This is a genomic window from Kribbella sp. VKM Ac-2569 (assembly GCF_004216905.1).
Classification (GTDB): domain Bacteria; phylum Actinomycetota; class Actinomycetes; order Propionibacteriales; family Kribbellaceae; genus Kribbella.
On record NZ_SGXJ01000001.1, the window covers coordinates 1102139 to 1115805 of the forward strand.

General features: G+C 67.0%; 13 protein-coding genes. 6 read left to right on the top strand and 7 right to left on the bottom strand.

Features of this window, described 5'->3' with window-relative positions; all coding sequences use genetic code 11:
* The first annotated feature begins 55 nt into the window (after positions 1–55).
* From EV649_RS05025 to EV649_RS05035, 3 genes are read left to right on the top strand one after another with little or no spacing between them, the layout of a single operon-like run.
* The gene (locus tag EV649_RS05025) at positions 56–541 is read left to right on the top strand and encodes a hypothetical protein (protein WP_130380961.1); all 486 of its coding nucleotides are present in this window, start codon (positions 56–58) and stop codon (positions 539–541) included.
* On the top strand, positions 538–1650 hold the full coding sequence (locus EV649_RS05030) for a histidine kinase (protein WP_130380963.1): 1113 nt from the start codon (positions 538–540) through the stop codon (positions 1648–1650). Before EV649_RS05025 ends, EV649_RS05030 begins: the two co-directional genes overlap by 4 nt.
* On the top strand, positions 1643–2284 hold the full coding sequence (locus tag EV649_RS05035; protein WP_130380965.1) for a response regulator transcription factor: 642 nt from the start codon (positions 1643–1645) through the stop codon (positions 2282–2284). Before EV649_RS05030 ends, EV649_RS05035 begins: the two co-directional genes overlap by 8 nt.
* Here the strand turns inward: EV649_RS05035 and EV649_RS05040 are convergent.
* Complete coding sequence (locus EV649_RS05040) at positions 2273–3274, bottom strand: endonuclease/exonuclease/phosphatase family protein (protein ID WP_130380967.1); 1002 nt, start codon at positions 3272–3274, stop codon at positions 2273–2275. The two genes, EV649_RS05035 and EV649_RS05040, sit on opposite strands and share 12 nt — an antisense overlap.
* A gap of 153 nt (positions 3275–3427) precedes the next feature.
* On the opposite strand from EV649_RS05040, the gene EV649_RS05045 reads away from it, so the two are divergent.
* From EV649_RS05045 to EV649_RS05055, 3 genes are read left to right on the top strand one after another with little or no spacing between them, the layout of a single operon-like run.
* Positions 3428–4030, top strand: coding sequence for a hypothetical protein (locus EV649_RS05045; RefSeq protein ID WP_130380969.1), 603 nt, complete (start codon positions 3428–3430; stop codon positions 4028–4030).
* 20 nt (positions 4031–4050) lie between these two features.
* The gene (locus EV649_RS05050; protein ID WP_130380971.1) at positions 4051–4473 is read left to right on the top strand and encodes a carboxymuconolactone decarboxylase family protein; all 423 of its coding nucleotides are present in this window, start codon (positions 4051–4053) and stop codon (positions 4471–4473) included.
* A gap of 5 nt (positions 4474–4478) precedes the next feature.
* Positions 4479–5030, top strand: coding sequence for a dihydrofolate reductase family protein (locus tag EV649_RS05055; protein WP_130380973.1), 552 nt, complete (start codon positions 4479–4481; stop codon positions 5028–5030).
* Here EV649_RS05055 and EV649_RS05060 read toward each other — a convergent pair.
* From EV649_RS05060 to EV649_RS05085, 6 genes are all read right to left on the bottom strand, one after another.
* On the bottom strand, positions 5027–6040 hold the full coding sequence (locus EV649_RS05060; RefSeq protein ID WP_241997716.1) for an iron-siderophore ABC transporter substrate-binding protein: 1014 nt from the start codon (positions 6038–6040) through the stop codon (positions 5027–5029). The two genes, EV649_RS05055 and EV649_RS05060, sit on opposite strands and share 4 nt — an antisense overlap.
* Positions 6041–6066: 26 nt before the next feature.
* Positions 6067–8346, bottom strand: coding sequence for a glycoside hydrolase family 95 protein (locus EV649_RS05065; RefSeq protein WP_130380977.1), 2280 nt, complete (start codon positions 8344–8346; stop codon positions 6067–6069).
* Entirely contained in the window at positions 8347–10008 is a 1662-nt protein-coding gene (locus EV649_RS05070; RefSeq protein ID WP_130380979.1) for an extracellular solute-binding protein, read from the bottom strand.
* Positions 10009–10201: 193 nt separating this feature from the next.
* Positions 10202–11146 (bottom strand): carbohydrate ABC transporter permease, encoded by a 945-nt coding sequence (locus EV649_RS05075; RefSeq protein WP_130380981.1) that lies wholly within the window; start codon positions 11144–11146, stop codon positions 10202–10204.
* Positions 11143–12141: an ABC transporter permease subunit gene (locus EV649_RS05080; protein ID WP_130380983.1), complete on the bottom strand. Its 999-nt coding sequence runs from the start codon at positions 12139–12141 to the stop codon at positions 11143–11145. Before EV649_RS05080 ends, EV649_RS05075 begins: the two co-directional genes overlap by 4 nt.
* Before the next feature lie 346 nt (positions 12142–12487).
* Positions 12488–13372 carry a phosphotransferase gene (locus EV649_RS05085; RefSeq protein ID WP_157996174.1) on the bottom strand — a complete coding sequence of 295 codons (885 nt, stop codon included), beginning with the start codon at positions 13370–13372 and terminating at the stop codon, positions 12488–12490.
* Between the last annotated feature and the right edge of the window lie 295 nt (positions 13373–13667).

Sequence of the window (13667 nt, forward strand, 5' to 3'; positions counted from 1 at the left end):
ATCTCCACCCCTGGTCGGTCCCCTGGAAAGACCGGGCAGACCTACCGTCCGTGACATGAGCTTCGGAGCGTTGCCCAACGCACTCGTCGTGATCGCCGTCGTGGTGGCCGTGCTCGCCCGGCGGCTGTCCTGGTCCGAGCTGGAGAACTCCGACACCGACGTGTGGCGTGGCCCGGTCGTGCTGATGGGGGTCGGGGTCTACCAGCTGTACGACCGGCACACCGGCCTCGGCGTCGTGGACGTCGTACTGCTCGTCGTCGGCACCGCGCTCGCACTCGTCGCCGGTGTCGGCTCGGGCCGGGTCGCGCAGGTCGAGCGGCGCGCCGGGAAGGTGTTCTTCCGGCTCGGGATGCCCGGGCTCGGCATCATGGTGGCCTACCTGGTCGTCCGGCTCGGGCTCGTGGGACTCGGCCACCTGCTCGGCGCCTCGGTCGCCGGCGGCGGCGCGCTGATGGTCTCGATGGGTGCGAACCTGTTGACCCAGTCGCTGATCATCCAGAGCAAGGCGAGCCAGATGGCCGAGGAGTACACCAACCAGTGAAGCTGAAGGCGCTGCTGCCGCCCCGTCCGCACGGAGAGAGCGGCTGGGTCGGCCGGGTGCTCACCACGGGTGTCGCGGTCGCCGTTCTGGCCACCGCGCGCCCCGCGTCCGCGTGGGTCTGGGTCGTGCTCGGTGTGACCTTCGCCCTCTTCGTGGCCGGCTCGGTGCTGATGACGGCTCGCCCGTACGTCTCGCTAGCACTGCTAGGCACGGTCGCGGTCAGCAACGCGCTGATCGCGGGCTACCCGCAGTCGAACGCCCTGGTCCTGGTGCTGGTCGCGATCACCGACATCGCCGTGATCGACTTCGGGCGCCGCGGCAACCGGCCGATCATTGCTGTCGGCATCGGTGTCGCGGCGGCATACGCCGGTTCGGCGTGGTGGTTCGAGCAGCCGGACACCTGGTACTTCTCCCAGCTGCTCTGGACCGCCGTACTGACCGCCTTCGGGTTGAACCGGCGCCAGTACGAGGTGCAGGCAAGGCAGACCGAGCAGTTGCTGGAGCAGACCCGGCTGGCGCAGAGCGAGCACGCCCGTGCAGCCACGCTGGAGGAGCGCGGGCGGATCGCTCGGGACCTGCACGACGTACTGGCGCATTCGCTGGGCGCACTGAGCGTTCAGCTCGAGGTAGCCGAGGCGTTGCTGGATGAGCGCGGTGACACGGCCGGGGCGTTGGAGCGGGTACGTCGGTCGCGCCGGCTCGCCGTACAGGGGCTGACTGAGGCGCGGAACGCTGTAGCTGCGCTGCGGGCAGATGAGGTGCCTGAGCTCCCTCAAGCACTCGCTGCGATCGCGGAGCAGCACGAGAAGGACCACGGAACCGCCGTACGGCTCACTGTCACTGGTGGTCCTAGGAAGCTGGACTCCGGTGTCACGGTCGCACTGCTCGGTGCGGCTCGCGAGGCACTGACCAACGCGGCCAAACATGCACCTGGCCAGGCGGTGGAGATGCAGCTCGACGGTATGCGGCTGTCCGTTCGGAACAAGGGTGTCACGACTGGCGAGGGGTATGGGCTGGCCGGGATGCGGGAGCGGCTGGCCCTGGTGGGTGGGACATTGACGGCAGGTGCGGACGGCGACGACTGGTTGGTGGTGGCAGAGGTTGACTGACGCAATCCGAGTGGTCGTGGCGGACGACCAGCAGGTCGTGCGAGAAGGACTGGTCGCTCTACTCGGGCTGATCGACGGCGTCGAGGTCACCGGCGCGGCAGCGAACGGTGTCGAAGCCGTCGACCTGGTTGCCCGGGGCAACGTGGACGTGGTGCTGATGGATCTGCGGATGCCGGTCCTGGACGGGACGCAGGCGACCGCGCGGATCACGGCCGACTTCCCGGAGGTCGCCGTACTCGTGCTGACCACGTACGCCGACGACGCCTCGATCGCGAACGCGCTCCGCGCCGGGGCGCGCGGCTACCTCACCAAGGACGCCGGCCGCGCCGAGATCGGCGCCGCGCTGCGGTCGACCGCCGCCGGGCAGTCGACGTTCGACCCCGAGGTCTCGAAGCGTTTGATCGCGGGACTCACACCAACAGACCAGGAGACCGATGGGCTGACGGCCCGGGAGACCGAGGTACTGCGGTTGATCGCGCAGGGCCTGAGCAACCCGGAGATCGCCGGTCAGCTGTTCATCAGCGAGGCGACCGTGAAGACGCACATCAACAACACGTTCGCGAAGATCGGGGCCCGGCACCGCGCGGAGGCGGTGCGGTACGCCTATCGCAAAGGGATCGCGTCAGATGCGTAGCTCGGCGACGACCGGGCGGTGGTCGCTGCCGGTCGAGCTCATCACCCAGGCCTTGGTCGGGGTGACGCCGCGCACCAGGATGTGGTCGATCCGCGCCATCGGGAACTTCGCCGGCCAGGTGAACCCGAAGCCGATGCCGGCCGCGCCCTGCGCCGAGCGGAGGCCGGCCGTCAGCGGGGCGAGACTGCGATCGTTCGCCGTACCGTTGAAGTCGCCCATCACGATCACGCCAGCGAGCCGCTCATCGGCGATCTGCCGGCCGAGCGCCTTGATCGTGTCGTTGCGCTGGTCCGACGTGAAGCCGCTGGTGCCTACGCGGACCGAGGCCAGGTGCGCGACGTACACGGCGACCTTGCCCTCCGGCGTACTGACCTCCGCGCGCAGCGCACGGGTCCATTTGAAGCCGACGTCGACGGACGTGGTCTCGACGACCGGGTACTTCGACCAGAGGGCGACCGTGTCGCGGGACACCTGGTACGGGTACAGCTTGGCGAAAGCAGCCTTGTAAACCTTCAGGTCCGACGCAGTGAGCTCCTCGAGCGCCATAACATCGGCGTCGGCCCCGATTAGGTCCTGCGCGGTCTTCTCCGGATCGGGGTTGGCGGCGTCGACGTTGTGCGTCAGCACGCGCAGGTCGTACGCTCCCCCGCCGCCCTTGCCCGGGACGAGCAGGTCGCCGAACATCAGGCCCCACACGAGCGCGGGGACCAGCAGCGCGACACCGGCCGTCGCGGAGCGGCGTACCAGAGCGGCGACACCGAGCACCGGTACGGCGAGGCCGACCCAGGGCAGGAAGGTGTCGAGCAGACTGCCCAGGTTGCCGACCGAGTTCGGAACGTGACGGTGGAACAGCAGCGGCAGCGCCGACAGGATCGCCAGCACTGCGATCACCCAGCCGCGCCGCCACATGCCACCCATTTTCCTCCGCCGCGCGCTGGTGCGCGGCGGCGGCGGTTTGCGAGTGGCGACAGCTGTCTGGCGGTCCGGCATGGAGTGATTGTTGCGGACGGCCGGGCCGGACCAAAGTCCATGCACCGTCAGGTACGGCGATTTCATCCGTACGGACGATCGCCCGGCACCGGAATGATGAGGAATCTGTGAGAGCTCTGGTGCCTTCGAGGGAGCGCACCGCACAATGCCCGTATGCCGTCAGCGCAGATCACCGAGCCGTTCGTCGTCAAGCGCCACGGGCTCGGTACGACGAAGACCGCACTCGCGCTCGGCACCGTAGTGTTCGGCCTGATGGTGGCGCTGACGCTCGCGATCGTCGTGGTGCAGGCGATCCGGGGCGCATCGATCCGGGAACCGCTCGAGGCGGTGTGGCTGGGCTGGGGCGGTACGCCGTTGATCTTCGCGGTCGGGCTGCCGATCCTGCTCGTGGTCGGTGCGATCACCGCGTTGGAGGAGCGCCGCGAGGACGACGTCGACGACGTACTGCTGACCGTGGACGACGCCGGCATCTACCTCGGCGGTGAGCAACCGCGCACGATCCCGTGGGACGAGGTCCGCGGCGTCTGCCGGGTCGAACGCCAGGAGAGTGAAGAGATGTGGGAGCCGCGGCTGGTCGTCATGCTCGTCGACGAGGACGCACTCCCCCGCAGTACCAAGGCCTGGGGCCCGTCCTGCCCGTGGCCCGGCACACACGAGATCCTCGCCCGCTCTCTCCCGTACGACGACCTGGTCACCGCGATCGCCCAACGGGCCCCGCACATCAACGTCACCAACCGCGGCCGCGTCGAGGACTGATCGCCGGTTACCGTCAGGACATGACGGCTCCTGACATCGGCAGTGCGGAAGAGCAGGCGCGGTACCAGCGTGGGCTGGAGGTTCTGAGCGGTATCGACGGTGGCGGCGCTCCTGCTGTGATGGACAGCCTCGGAGACATCGCCCCGGCGCTCGCACATCACATCGTGGCGTTCGGCTTCGGCGACCTGTACTCCCGGCCGGCGCTGGTTCCCCAGCAACGCCAGCTCGTCACCCTCGGGATCCTGGCCGCGCTCGGCGGCTGCGAACCCGAGCTCGAGGTGCACATCAAGACCTCACTCAACGTCGGCCTGACGCCGGCCGAGATCGTCGAGACCTTCATCCACACCGCCGGGTACGCCGGCTTCCCCCGCGCGATCAATGCGATCACGGTCGCCAAGAAGGTCTTCGCCGAACGCAACCTGCTGCCGGTCACGGAAGGATGAGCTCCATGGCACAACTCGTCTACTCAGCCATCGCCTCGCTCGACGGGTACATCGCCGATGCCGACGGCTCCTTCGACTGGGCCGCGCCGGACGAGGAGGTCCACGCCTACGTCAACGGCCTCGAGCGTCCGAACGGCACCTACCTGTACGGCGCCCGGATGTACGCCACGATGTCGTACTGGGAAACCGCCGACGACCCGGCGCCGGTCAGCCGCGAGTACGCCGAGATCTGGCGCGCCGCCGACAAGATCGTGTACTCCCGCACCCTGCCGGCGGTCACCACCGCCCGCACCCGCCTGGAACGCGAGTTCACCCCCGACGGCGTGGCCCAACTCAAACAATCCTCGCCGACGGCCATCTCGATCGGCGGTGCGAACCTCGGCGGCCAGGCCCTTCTAGCCGGCCTGGTCGACGAGATCCACGTCTTCCTCGTCCCGGTCATCGTCGGCGGCGGCACGCGAGCCCTCCCCGACGGTCTCAAGGTCGGTTTGGAACTCGTGGCCGAGCGACGCTTCGCGAGCGGTTTCGTCCACCTGCACTACCAGGTGACGAACTAGCCCTTCGGTCCGAGCAGCTTCTCCAGGTCGGTCAGGACGTCCATCGCGCCGATCGGGCCGAGGCCGAGGAACCAGACCTCGTCGTCGACGCGGGCCGACTTGCCTGCCTTGACGGCGGGCAGGGACTTCCAGAGGTTGCCGTTGACAACCTTCGTCTCGTCGGTGGTGCCGGGCTTGCCGTAGCTGGAGTAGAAGATCCAGTCGCCGGTGGCCTGGCCGATGTTCTCCTGGGAGACCTCGACGGCGAGATCCTGCACGTCCTGGATCTTCGGGCGCGGCAGGCCGATGTCCTTCAGGATGACGCCGATGAACGACAGGTTGCCGTACAGCCGGATCTGTCCGGGACGGAACCGGACCAGCGAGATCGTCGGCGTACCCTCCACCTTCGACTTCACCTCGTCGGCGCGCTTCTGGTAGTCGTTCAGCAGCGCGGTCGCCTTGTCCTCCTCGCCGACCGAGTCCGCGACCAGCAGGAAGTTCTCCTTCCACGGGAACCCGGGCCGGATGCTGAACACGGTCGGCGCGATCGCGCTCAGCTTCTCGTACAGGTCGTTGGCCCGCAGCTTGCTGCCCAGGATCAGGTCCGGCTTCAGCGCGGCGATCGCCTCGAGGTTCAGTTCGCTGATGCCGCCGACGGTCTTGATTCCCTGCGCCTTGTCGGCGAGGTACGACGGTACGCCGCTCTGTCCCGCCGTCGTCGCCATCCCGACCGGGGTGATGCCCAGTGCCAGCACGTCGTCCAGCTCGCCGCTGTCCAGGACGACCACCCGCGACGGTTTCGCCGGGATCTCGGTCGAACCGAGCGCGTGCTTGACCGTCCGGGGGAACGCTCCCGGCGCGGCGTCCGAGCCGAGTTTCGCGGTCTCCTCGTCGGCGGTCTTGAACAGCCGCCCGCCGGTCGCCACTTCCTTGTCACCCACGCCGGTGTCCGCAGTCTTGGTGTCCCCGCCGCCGCACCCGGCCAGCACCAGTACGGCTGCGGACGCAACGATCCCGATCAGTTTCTTCACGGACATTGAGACTACAACAAGTTTGGTTAGGCACCCCTAACCAGGTCCAGCTGCTGACCGGCCGCCAGCTCCACAGTGCGCTCCGCGTCCGGCAACGCGATCCGATACGTCCCAGCGGCAGACGCCCGTACGACGGCCTCGGTCAGCCTCCCGTCGCGCCAGGCGACGTCGAAGGACAGGCCGCCCCGAGCGCGGAGCCCGTGGAACGAACCGTCAGGCCACTCGGGCGGCAGGGCGGGAAGCAGCCGGATGACGTCTGTGTGGCTTTGCAGGAGCAACTCGGGGATGCAGCCGGTCAGGCCGAAGTTGGCGTCGATCTGGAAGATGTCGCCGTCGCGGTGCAGCAGGTTGCCCGACACGAGCCGGCTCAGGTAGTCCTGGATCACCTCGACGGCTCGCGCCGGCTCGAACAGCCGCGCCCACAACGCCACCAGCCAGGCCGCGGTCCACCCACCGTTGGTGGCACCCGCGGTCCGCAACTCCAGTGACGCACGAGCCGCCGCGGCGAGTTCCGGCGTACGCATCGGGTCGATCTCGGCGCCCGGGTGGAGGCCGTACAGATGCGACTGGTGCCGGTGCTGCGGCTCCGACGGCTCCCAGTCCGTCGGCCACTCGTGCAGCCGTCCGTCCGGTGTCACGCGAATCGCAGGCAACCGATCACGAGCAGCCGCAGCCCGCTCGGCCAGCGACGAGCTCAACCTCAGCACACCTTCGGCTTCGACCAGGTTCGCGAACAACTCGCGGATCAGCCAGATGTCGTACGTCGACGTGAGGTCGACCGATGCCTTCGCACCGGACGGCAGCACGAAGTGATGCTCCGGCGCAGTCGACGGAATGAACTGCAACTGCTCGCCGTCGTCGACGAGCATCGCCAGTACGAACTCCGCCGCGCCCGCGATCAACGGATACGCGCGGTCCCGGAGAAAGTCCGCGTCCACCGTGAACCGGTAATGCTCCATCAGATGCGCCGTCAACCACACCCCACACGTCGCGCACATCGACCACACCGGATCGTCCCCGCCGTCGCCGACAGGCCAGGTCGCCCGCCAGATGTCCGCATTGTGGTGCGACCCCCAGCCAGGAGCGTCGTACAAGATCCGAGCCGTCTCGGCACCCGATGAAGCCAGGCCCTCGAGCAGATCGGTGAGTGGGTCGAAGCACTCGCTCAGCCCGGTCAGGTCGGCGAGCCAGTAATTCATCTGGGTGTTGATGTTGTTGGTCCAGTCGCTGGCCCACATCGGCCGCCGGTCCTGGTTCCAGATGCCCTGCAGATTGGCCGCCTGCGTCCCAGGGCGGGAGGATGCGATCAGCAGGTACCGGCCGAGGTTGAAGGCCAGCGCGACCAGATCCGGATCGTTGCCCCCGGCAGCGACCGCCTGGACGCGCTCGTCGGTCGGCAGCTCGACAGAGACGCCGAGCTCCAGCGACGCCCGGTCGTACAACGACGCGTGGTCCTCGACGTGCCGCTCCCGAAGCTTGTCCACGGCAACCGAATCCAGCACCGCCGTCGCAGCACTCAAAGCCACCAGCGGATCCCGCCCCGGCGGCACCCGCCAGCCGGCGAACGTACTCGCCGCCGCCAGCACCACGGTCACCCGAGACGCCCCACGCACCGCGACACCGGCGTCGGAGGTCGTCACCGATCCTCCGTCGGAGAAGGCACGCAGCGCGACACCGAACCCGATGCCGCGCCCCTCCTCGTACCGGATCGGGTCCGGACTCTCCCGGTACTCGATCGTCAGATCCGACGGCGCCCGCCCGACGACGCCATAGGTGCCATCGGCAACGTCAACCGTGATCGGATGCTGACTTTCCAGGCTCAGATCCAGCGAGATCGCACCAGGCTGGTCGGCCGTGATCGTCCATGCCAGCACCTGGTCCGGCGCGGACACAAAGGTCTCGCGCCGGAACCGGGTGCCGTCCACCGTGTAGTCCACGCCCACGACGCCGGTGCTCAGGTCGAGCGTGCGCCGGTACGCCGTCGCCGTACCGCTCGACCGGATCACCAGGTCGGCGAGCGGCTGGTACGACTCCACCAGCGGACCCTGCAACGCCCGGGTCCGCTCGGTGGCCGCCAACCGATCACCGTCCTCCAGCAACAACCGGCGTACGTCGGCCAGCACCGCCGGCCCGTCCGGGACGGTCAGCGTGCGCGGACCGTCACCGGACCAGACGTCGTCGAGGTTGAGCGCGATCCGCTCGTCGGCGACCCGGCCGTACACCTTCGCGCCGAGATGCCCGTTGCCCAGCGGCAACGCCTCGAACCAGTCCGACGCAGGAGCGTGGAACCACAGTAGGTGGGACAACTACTTGCTCCCGGACTTGTACTTGTCGTAGGCCTGCTGGTTGATCTCCAGGTACCGCGGCATGCCGGTGCTCTCGAGCCCCTTCACGTACGCGTCCCAGTCGGTGTCGATGTTCTTCGAACCGGTGATGAACGCCAACTGGTTCTGGTTCACGTAGGTGTTCAGGTTGGTCTGCAGCGTCGCGAGTTCACCGCTCAGGCTCGGGTCCGGCCAGACGAACGTCTGCGGGAACCACTGCGCCTTGTCCTCGTGACCCTCGTACTGCTTGGTGGCCTCCCACAGCCGCCGCTCCAGGCCGGCGCCGGTGTAGATGTCCTTCGGCACGACCTGCGCGTTCCGGAAGGCCAGCGTGTTGTTGTACTGACCGAGCGCGCCCCAGCTGATGTTCTTCGGCGCGTCCTGCTTCGGCTTGTACAGCGCCTTGGTGCTGGCGTCGAGCGCGATGTCACCGGCAGCGGGCTTGGTCCAGCCGACACCCTCGGGGCCCATGTTGGTGATCATCTGACCCTCGTCGCTGTAGATCCAGTCGAGCATCTTGATCGCCGCGACCTGGGCCTCCTTGCTGGCCTTGTTGGTCAGCATGAACGTGTACCCGGTCGAGGTCGGGTGGTTGTACCCCGTGTAACTCTTGCCCTCCGGACCGGTCAGCGGCGGCACGGCGTCGTACTGCTTGTCCCGGCCGTCCTTCGAGTCCAGCTGGACGAAGATGCCCGGCCACAGCACCGGCACGGAGCCCAGTACGACGGCCTTCGGGTTGTTGCCCTGGGCCTGCAGCGCCTGCGCGTTCTGGGTGAACGCGGCCTGGTCGATCAGACCGTCCTTGTAGAGGCCGTGGATGTACTTCAGGCCTTCCTTCCACTGGTCCGACGTCACCGGTGTGGTGACCTTGTCGCCGTTCAGGGTGAGCAGCGACCGGACGCCGTTGTTCGCGCCGACCGGGTCGTAGGCGAACGCGTTCATCAGGTACGCGATCAGGCTGCTGTCCTGCGGGTCGGTCGTCATCGGGATCTCGTCGGCCTTGCCGTTGCCGTTCGGGTCCTTGGTCTTGAACGCCTCGAGCACCTTGCGCAGGTCGTCGGTGGTCTTCGGCACCTGCAGGCCGAGCTTCTTCAGCCAGGTGCTGTTGATCCACAGCTTGTCCGGGTACGTGCAGTGGAAGCAGTCCGCCCACTGCGGGAGCGCGTAGATGTGACCGTCGGGCGCGGTCGACATCTCCTTGTACTCCTTGTTGGAGTCCAGCGCCTTCTGGATGTTCGGCGCGTTCTCCTTGATCAGGTCCTCGAGCGGTACGGCGATGCCCTGCTGGCCGAGCTTCAGCACCTCCGCCTGGGTGAACGCGTCGATCCACGGGATCAGGAAGAACAGGTCCGGGTAGTCGCCGCTGGCCAGCGAGATCTGCCGCTTCTCCTTGGCCGGCCCGGCGTCGTACGTCGTGGTCTGCCAGCGGAACTGGATCTTGAACTTGTCGCTGATGATCTTGGTCACCGCGTTGGTGTCCAGGTTGGTGCTCTGGTCGGACGGCGTGAAGGTGTCGATGACGACCTTCCCGTCCGCCGATGTCTCGTTCGCCGCACCCTTGCCGGACTTGTCCGAGCTGCAGGCGGCCAGGACGAGCGCGCCGGCTGCTGCCAGCGCCACGACCTTGCTCACGGATGAGCGCATTGCGGTGTTCCTTTCTGAATGGGGTAGGTGGTGGCTGGTGGTCCCGCGCCGTAGCGAGCAGGTGCTCGGTGCGGTGCATCGGCGTGCGGGGGCGAAGGTCTCGATGCGGAGCATCGTGGCCTTTGCACCCGTGCGTCGAGGTGCCGTGCCGAGTGCCGCGCAGTAGGCGGGGGACCACCAGGCACCACCTTCGTCAGCCCTTGACCGCGCCGACCATGACGCCCTTGGTGAAGTGGCGCGCGACGAACGGGTAGATGATCAGTACGGGCAGGCTCGAGATGACGATGAGCGCGTACTTGAGGACGTTGGCCAGCTGTTGCTGTTCGAGCTGCTGGGCCAGACTCGTCGTGGTGGTGGACCCGGTGAGGGTGTTCAGGATCAGCACGTTCCGCAGCACGATCTGCAGCGGGTACAGGCCGGGGTCCTTGAGGTAGATCAGCGCGTCGAAGTAGCTGTTCCACTGGAAGATCGCGTACATCAGCGCGATCACCGCGATCACCGGCTTGGACAGCGGCAGCACGATCGACCACAGGAACCGGAGATCGCTGGCCCCGTCGATGGTGGCCGCCTCGTACAGCTCGTCGGGGATCGTGCTGCGGAAGAACGTCCGCGCGATGATCACCTGCCAGACCCCGATCGCGCTCGGGATCACCATCGCCCAGCGGGTGTTCAGCATCCCGAGGTCCTGGACCACCAGGTACGTCGGGATCAGGCCGCCGGAGAACAGCATGGTGAAGATCAGCACGCTCATGATCACGTTCCGGCCGAAGAACGTCCGGCGGGACAACGGGTACGCGATCGCGATCGTCAGCGTGACGCTGATCAGGGTCCCGCCGATCGCGTAGATGAACGAGTTCAGGTAGCCCTTCATGATCAGCGGATCGCTGAAGGCCTCCTTGTACGCCCGCAGGCTCGGCTCGATCGGCCAGAGCAGCACCCGGCCGGCGCTCACCGCCGACGGGCTGCTGAACGAGTTCGCGACGATGTAGATCAGCGGTACGGCGACCAGGATCAGCGCGATCCAGAGCATGATCCGCACGCCGATCAGGAAGATTCTGTCGGTGCGCGTCTCCTCGATCGTGGTGCGCTCCGACCGCTTCACCGACGTACGCCGGAAGCCTTGCAGAGTGATGCTCATGACCAGAGTCCGTTTCCGGTGATGCGCTTGGCGGCGAAGTTCACGCCGAGCAGCAGGAACAGGTTGATCACCGAGTTGAAGAGCCCGATGGCGGTCGCCATGCTGAAGTCGGCGTTCAGCAGACCGGTCTTGTAGACGTAGGTGGCGATGATCTCGGACTGCGCGGTGTTCAGCGGGTTCTGCAGCAGGAAGGCCTTCTCGAACCCGATCGACATGATGTTGCCGACGCCCAGCACCAGGATGATCACCACGGTCGGCATGATCCCGGGCAGGTCGACGTTCCGGATCCGCTGCAGCCGGCTGGCGCCGTCGATCCGCGCCGACTCGTGCAGCGCCGGATCGATCCCGGACAACGCGGCCAGGTAGATCACCGCGGAGTACCCGGTGGTCTGCCACACGTCCGACCACACGTAGATGTGCCGGAAGTAGTCCGGATTGCCGAGGAAGTCCACGGACGGTACGCCGAACAGCCCGATCGCGTCGTTGACGAACCCGAGCCGCGGCGACAGCACCAGGATCGTCATCGACACCACGACCACGGTGGAGATGAAGTACGGCGCGTACGTGACCAGCTGGACGAGCTTCTTGAAGCGGCCGTTGCGGATCTCGTTCAGCGCGATCGCCAGGATGATCGGGATCGGGAAGCTCGCGAGCACCGTGTAGACCGACAGCAGGAACGTGTTCTTCACCAGGGTCCAGAACACCGGGTTCTGGAAGAACAGTTCGAAGTTGCGGAAGCCGACCCAGTCACTGCCCCACGGGCCTTTGATCGGGCTGTAGTTCTTGAACGCGATCACGGCGTTCGCGATCGGGACGTACTTGAAGATCACGAAGTACGCGAGCGGTACGACGACCAGCAGGTAGAGCTGCCAGTGCCGCCGGAGACTGCGCCAGGCCTGGGTTCGGCGACTCGTTCGCGGTGGTTTCCGGGCGGTCACTGCAGCCGGCGATGCCGGTGCCGCCGGTGCCGGTTTCACCTCGAAGGTTGCGCTCACTCCGCATCCTTTCCCTCACGCGCTGGAGTGGAACCGATATCCGATAGGATCTCGGGTTTCGCTATCCCGGAGGATGACACACAACCCAGGGGCAGCGGAAGACTTTCTGCCCGGGTCGATACCGGACGGTGACCGATGGGCTCAGATCCCTTGCAGGTAAGGGTTTTCCAGCGTTGCCGCTAGCAACTACCGATCACAGAACGCCGAATGATCCGGTGGCTCACCACCGGATCCGGGCGTACGTCGATCACACCCGGGGTCGCTCTGAGCCACCGACACCGGATCGATCCACAATTTATTTCTTCTGTTAACTATATCGCAGTCAACCCGCCTGCGCCGTTCTGTGTCAAGACCTGATCGCGGCCAGCTGCCGAGCGATCAGCACCTCGTCGAAACGGCCCGCCTGCCGGCCGTTCCAGAGCTCGGCCATCACCATCAACACCCGGAACACCACCCGCAACGGCTCAATCGCAGCCAGCTCGTGCTCGGTGAGCGGTTCGACGGCGGCTCGCTGATAGCCGGTCAGCATGTCCGGCTGCGCCCTGGCGATCACGAGTTCCCAGACACGGCTGTCCGGGTGGCACAGGTCGAAGTCGATCACCCCGGCGAGACGATCGTCGTCGTCGAAGTGCAGATTCCAGCTCGCGAAGTCCCCGTGCACGATCGTCTGCGGCAGTCCCAACAGGTCGTGCTCGCGCACCAGCTCCTTGGCACCGTCCATCGCGTGCGCGGCCCTGTCGGCAAGGTCAGGCCGCTGCTCGCGGAGCAGCTCGACGCCGCCGTCCCAGCCCTGGAAGTCCCCCATCGCGTCCAGGTCCGCGGCCTGGAAGAACCCGGGCCGCGAGCCCAGGTCGACGTCACTCAGGTCCGCGTGCATCCGGGCGAGCACCTCGCCGCGCTCGGTCTGCTGCGCCGCGGTCTCGTTCTGGCGTGGTTGGCCCGGCACGAAGCGGGTGACTGCCCAGAGGCGTCCGTCGTACTGGATCGGGCCGGCGATTCGCGCGGGGACGCACCAGCCGCACGCTGTCAGGCGATCGAGCACCTGGGCCTCGTAAGTGAGGTCCTCTTCAGTCCTCAGCAGGTGGTACCGGCGGAGGATGTGGTGCTCGCCGTCGCTGGTCCAGAGATGCCAGTTCCCGTTACGAACCGAGTCCTCGTCGCCACGCCGCGTCGGCTCCAGCCGCGCCTGCTCGATCCCCAATGCTTCCGTCACATCACCCAACGCGACCATCCCTGCATCCTGGCAGGTCGGGGTGGATGGGGCCGCTGTGGACCGAAAGGGCGATGAAAAACCTGACCCGACCATCACGGGGGAACGGCCGGGCCAGGCACTACCGATAGTACCCCTGATCACCAACAGGAGTCGGCTAATTCGAAGGCAGACGCGCCGCGTCTCCCCTACCCTGTCGCCATGCGTACTCGCTCCTGAAAGCGCACCACCGCGGCCCCGCCGCCGTCCGTGCGCCACGCAAGCGTTTGACCTTGTCGGTCGGCGCTTCGTCCTGCCCGCACGCGCTTTCAGGAGC

Coding starts and splice junctions, on each gene's coding strand:
- EV649_RS05075 (WP_130380981.1), bottom strand. CDS start 11,146: ATGAGCATCACTCTGCAAGGCTTCCGGCGTACGTCGGTGAAGCGGTCG.
- EV649_RS05085 (WP_157996174.1), bottom strand. CDS start 13,372: ATGGTCGCGTTGGGTGATGTGACGGAAGCATTGGGGATCGAGCAGGCG.
- EV649_RS05045 (WP_130380969.1), top strand. CDS start 3,428: ATGCCGTCAGCGCAGATCACCGAGCCGTTCGTCGTCAAGCGCCACGGG.
- EV649_RS05070 (WP_130380979.1), bottom strand. CDS start 10,008: ATGCGCTCATCCGTGAGCAAGGTCGTGGCGCTGGCAGCAGCCGGCGCG.
- EV649_RS05050 (WP_130380971.1), top strand. CDS start 4,051: ATGACGGCTCCTGACATCGGCAGTGCGGAAGAGCAGGCGCGGTACCAG.
- EV649_RS05040 (WP_130380967.1), bottom strand. CDS start 3,274: ATGCCGGACCGCCAGACAGCTGTCGCCACTCGCAAACCGCCGCCGCCG.
- EV649_RS05025 (WP_130380961.1), top strand. CDS start 56: ATGAGCTTCGGAGCGTTGCCCAACGCACTCGTCGTGATCGCCGTCGTG.
- EV649_RS05055 (WP_130380973.1), top strand. CDS start 4,479: ATGGCACAACTCGTCTACTCAGCCATCGCCTCGCTCGACGGGTACATC.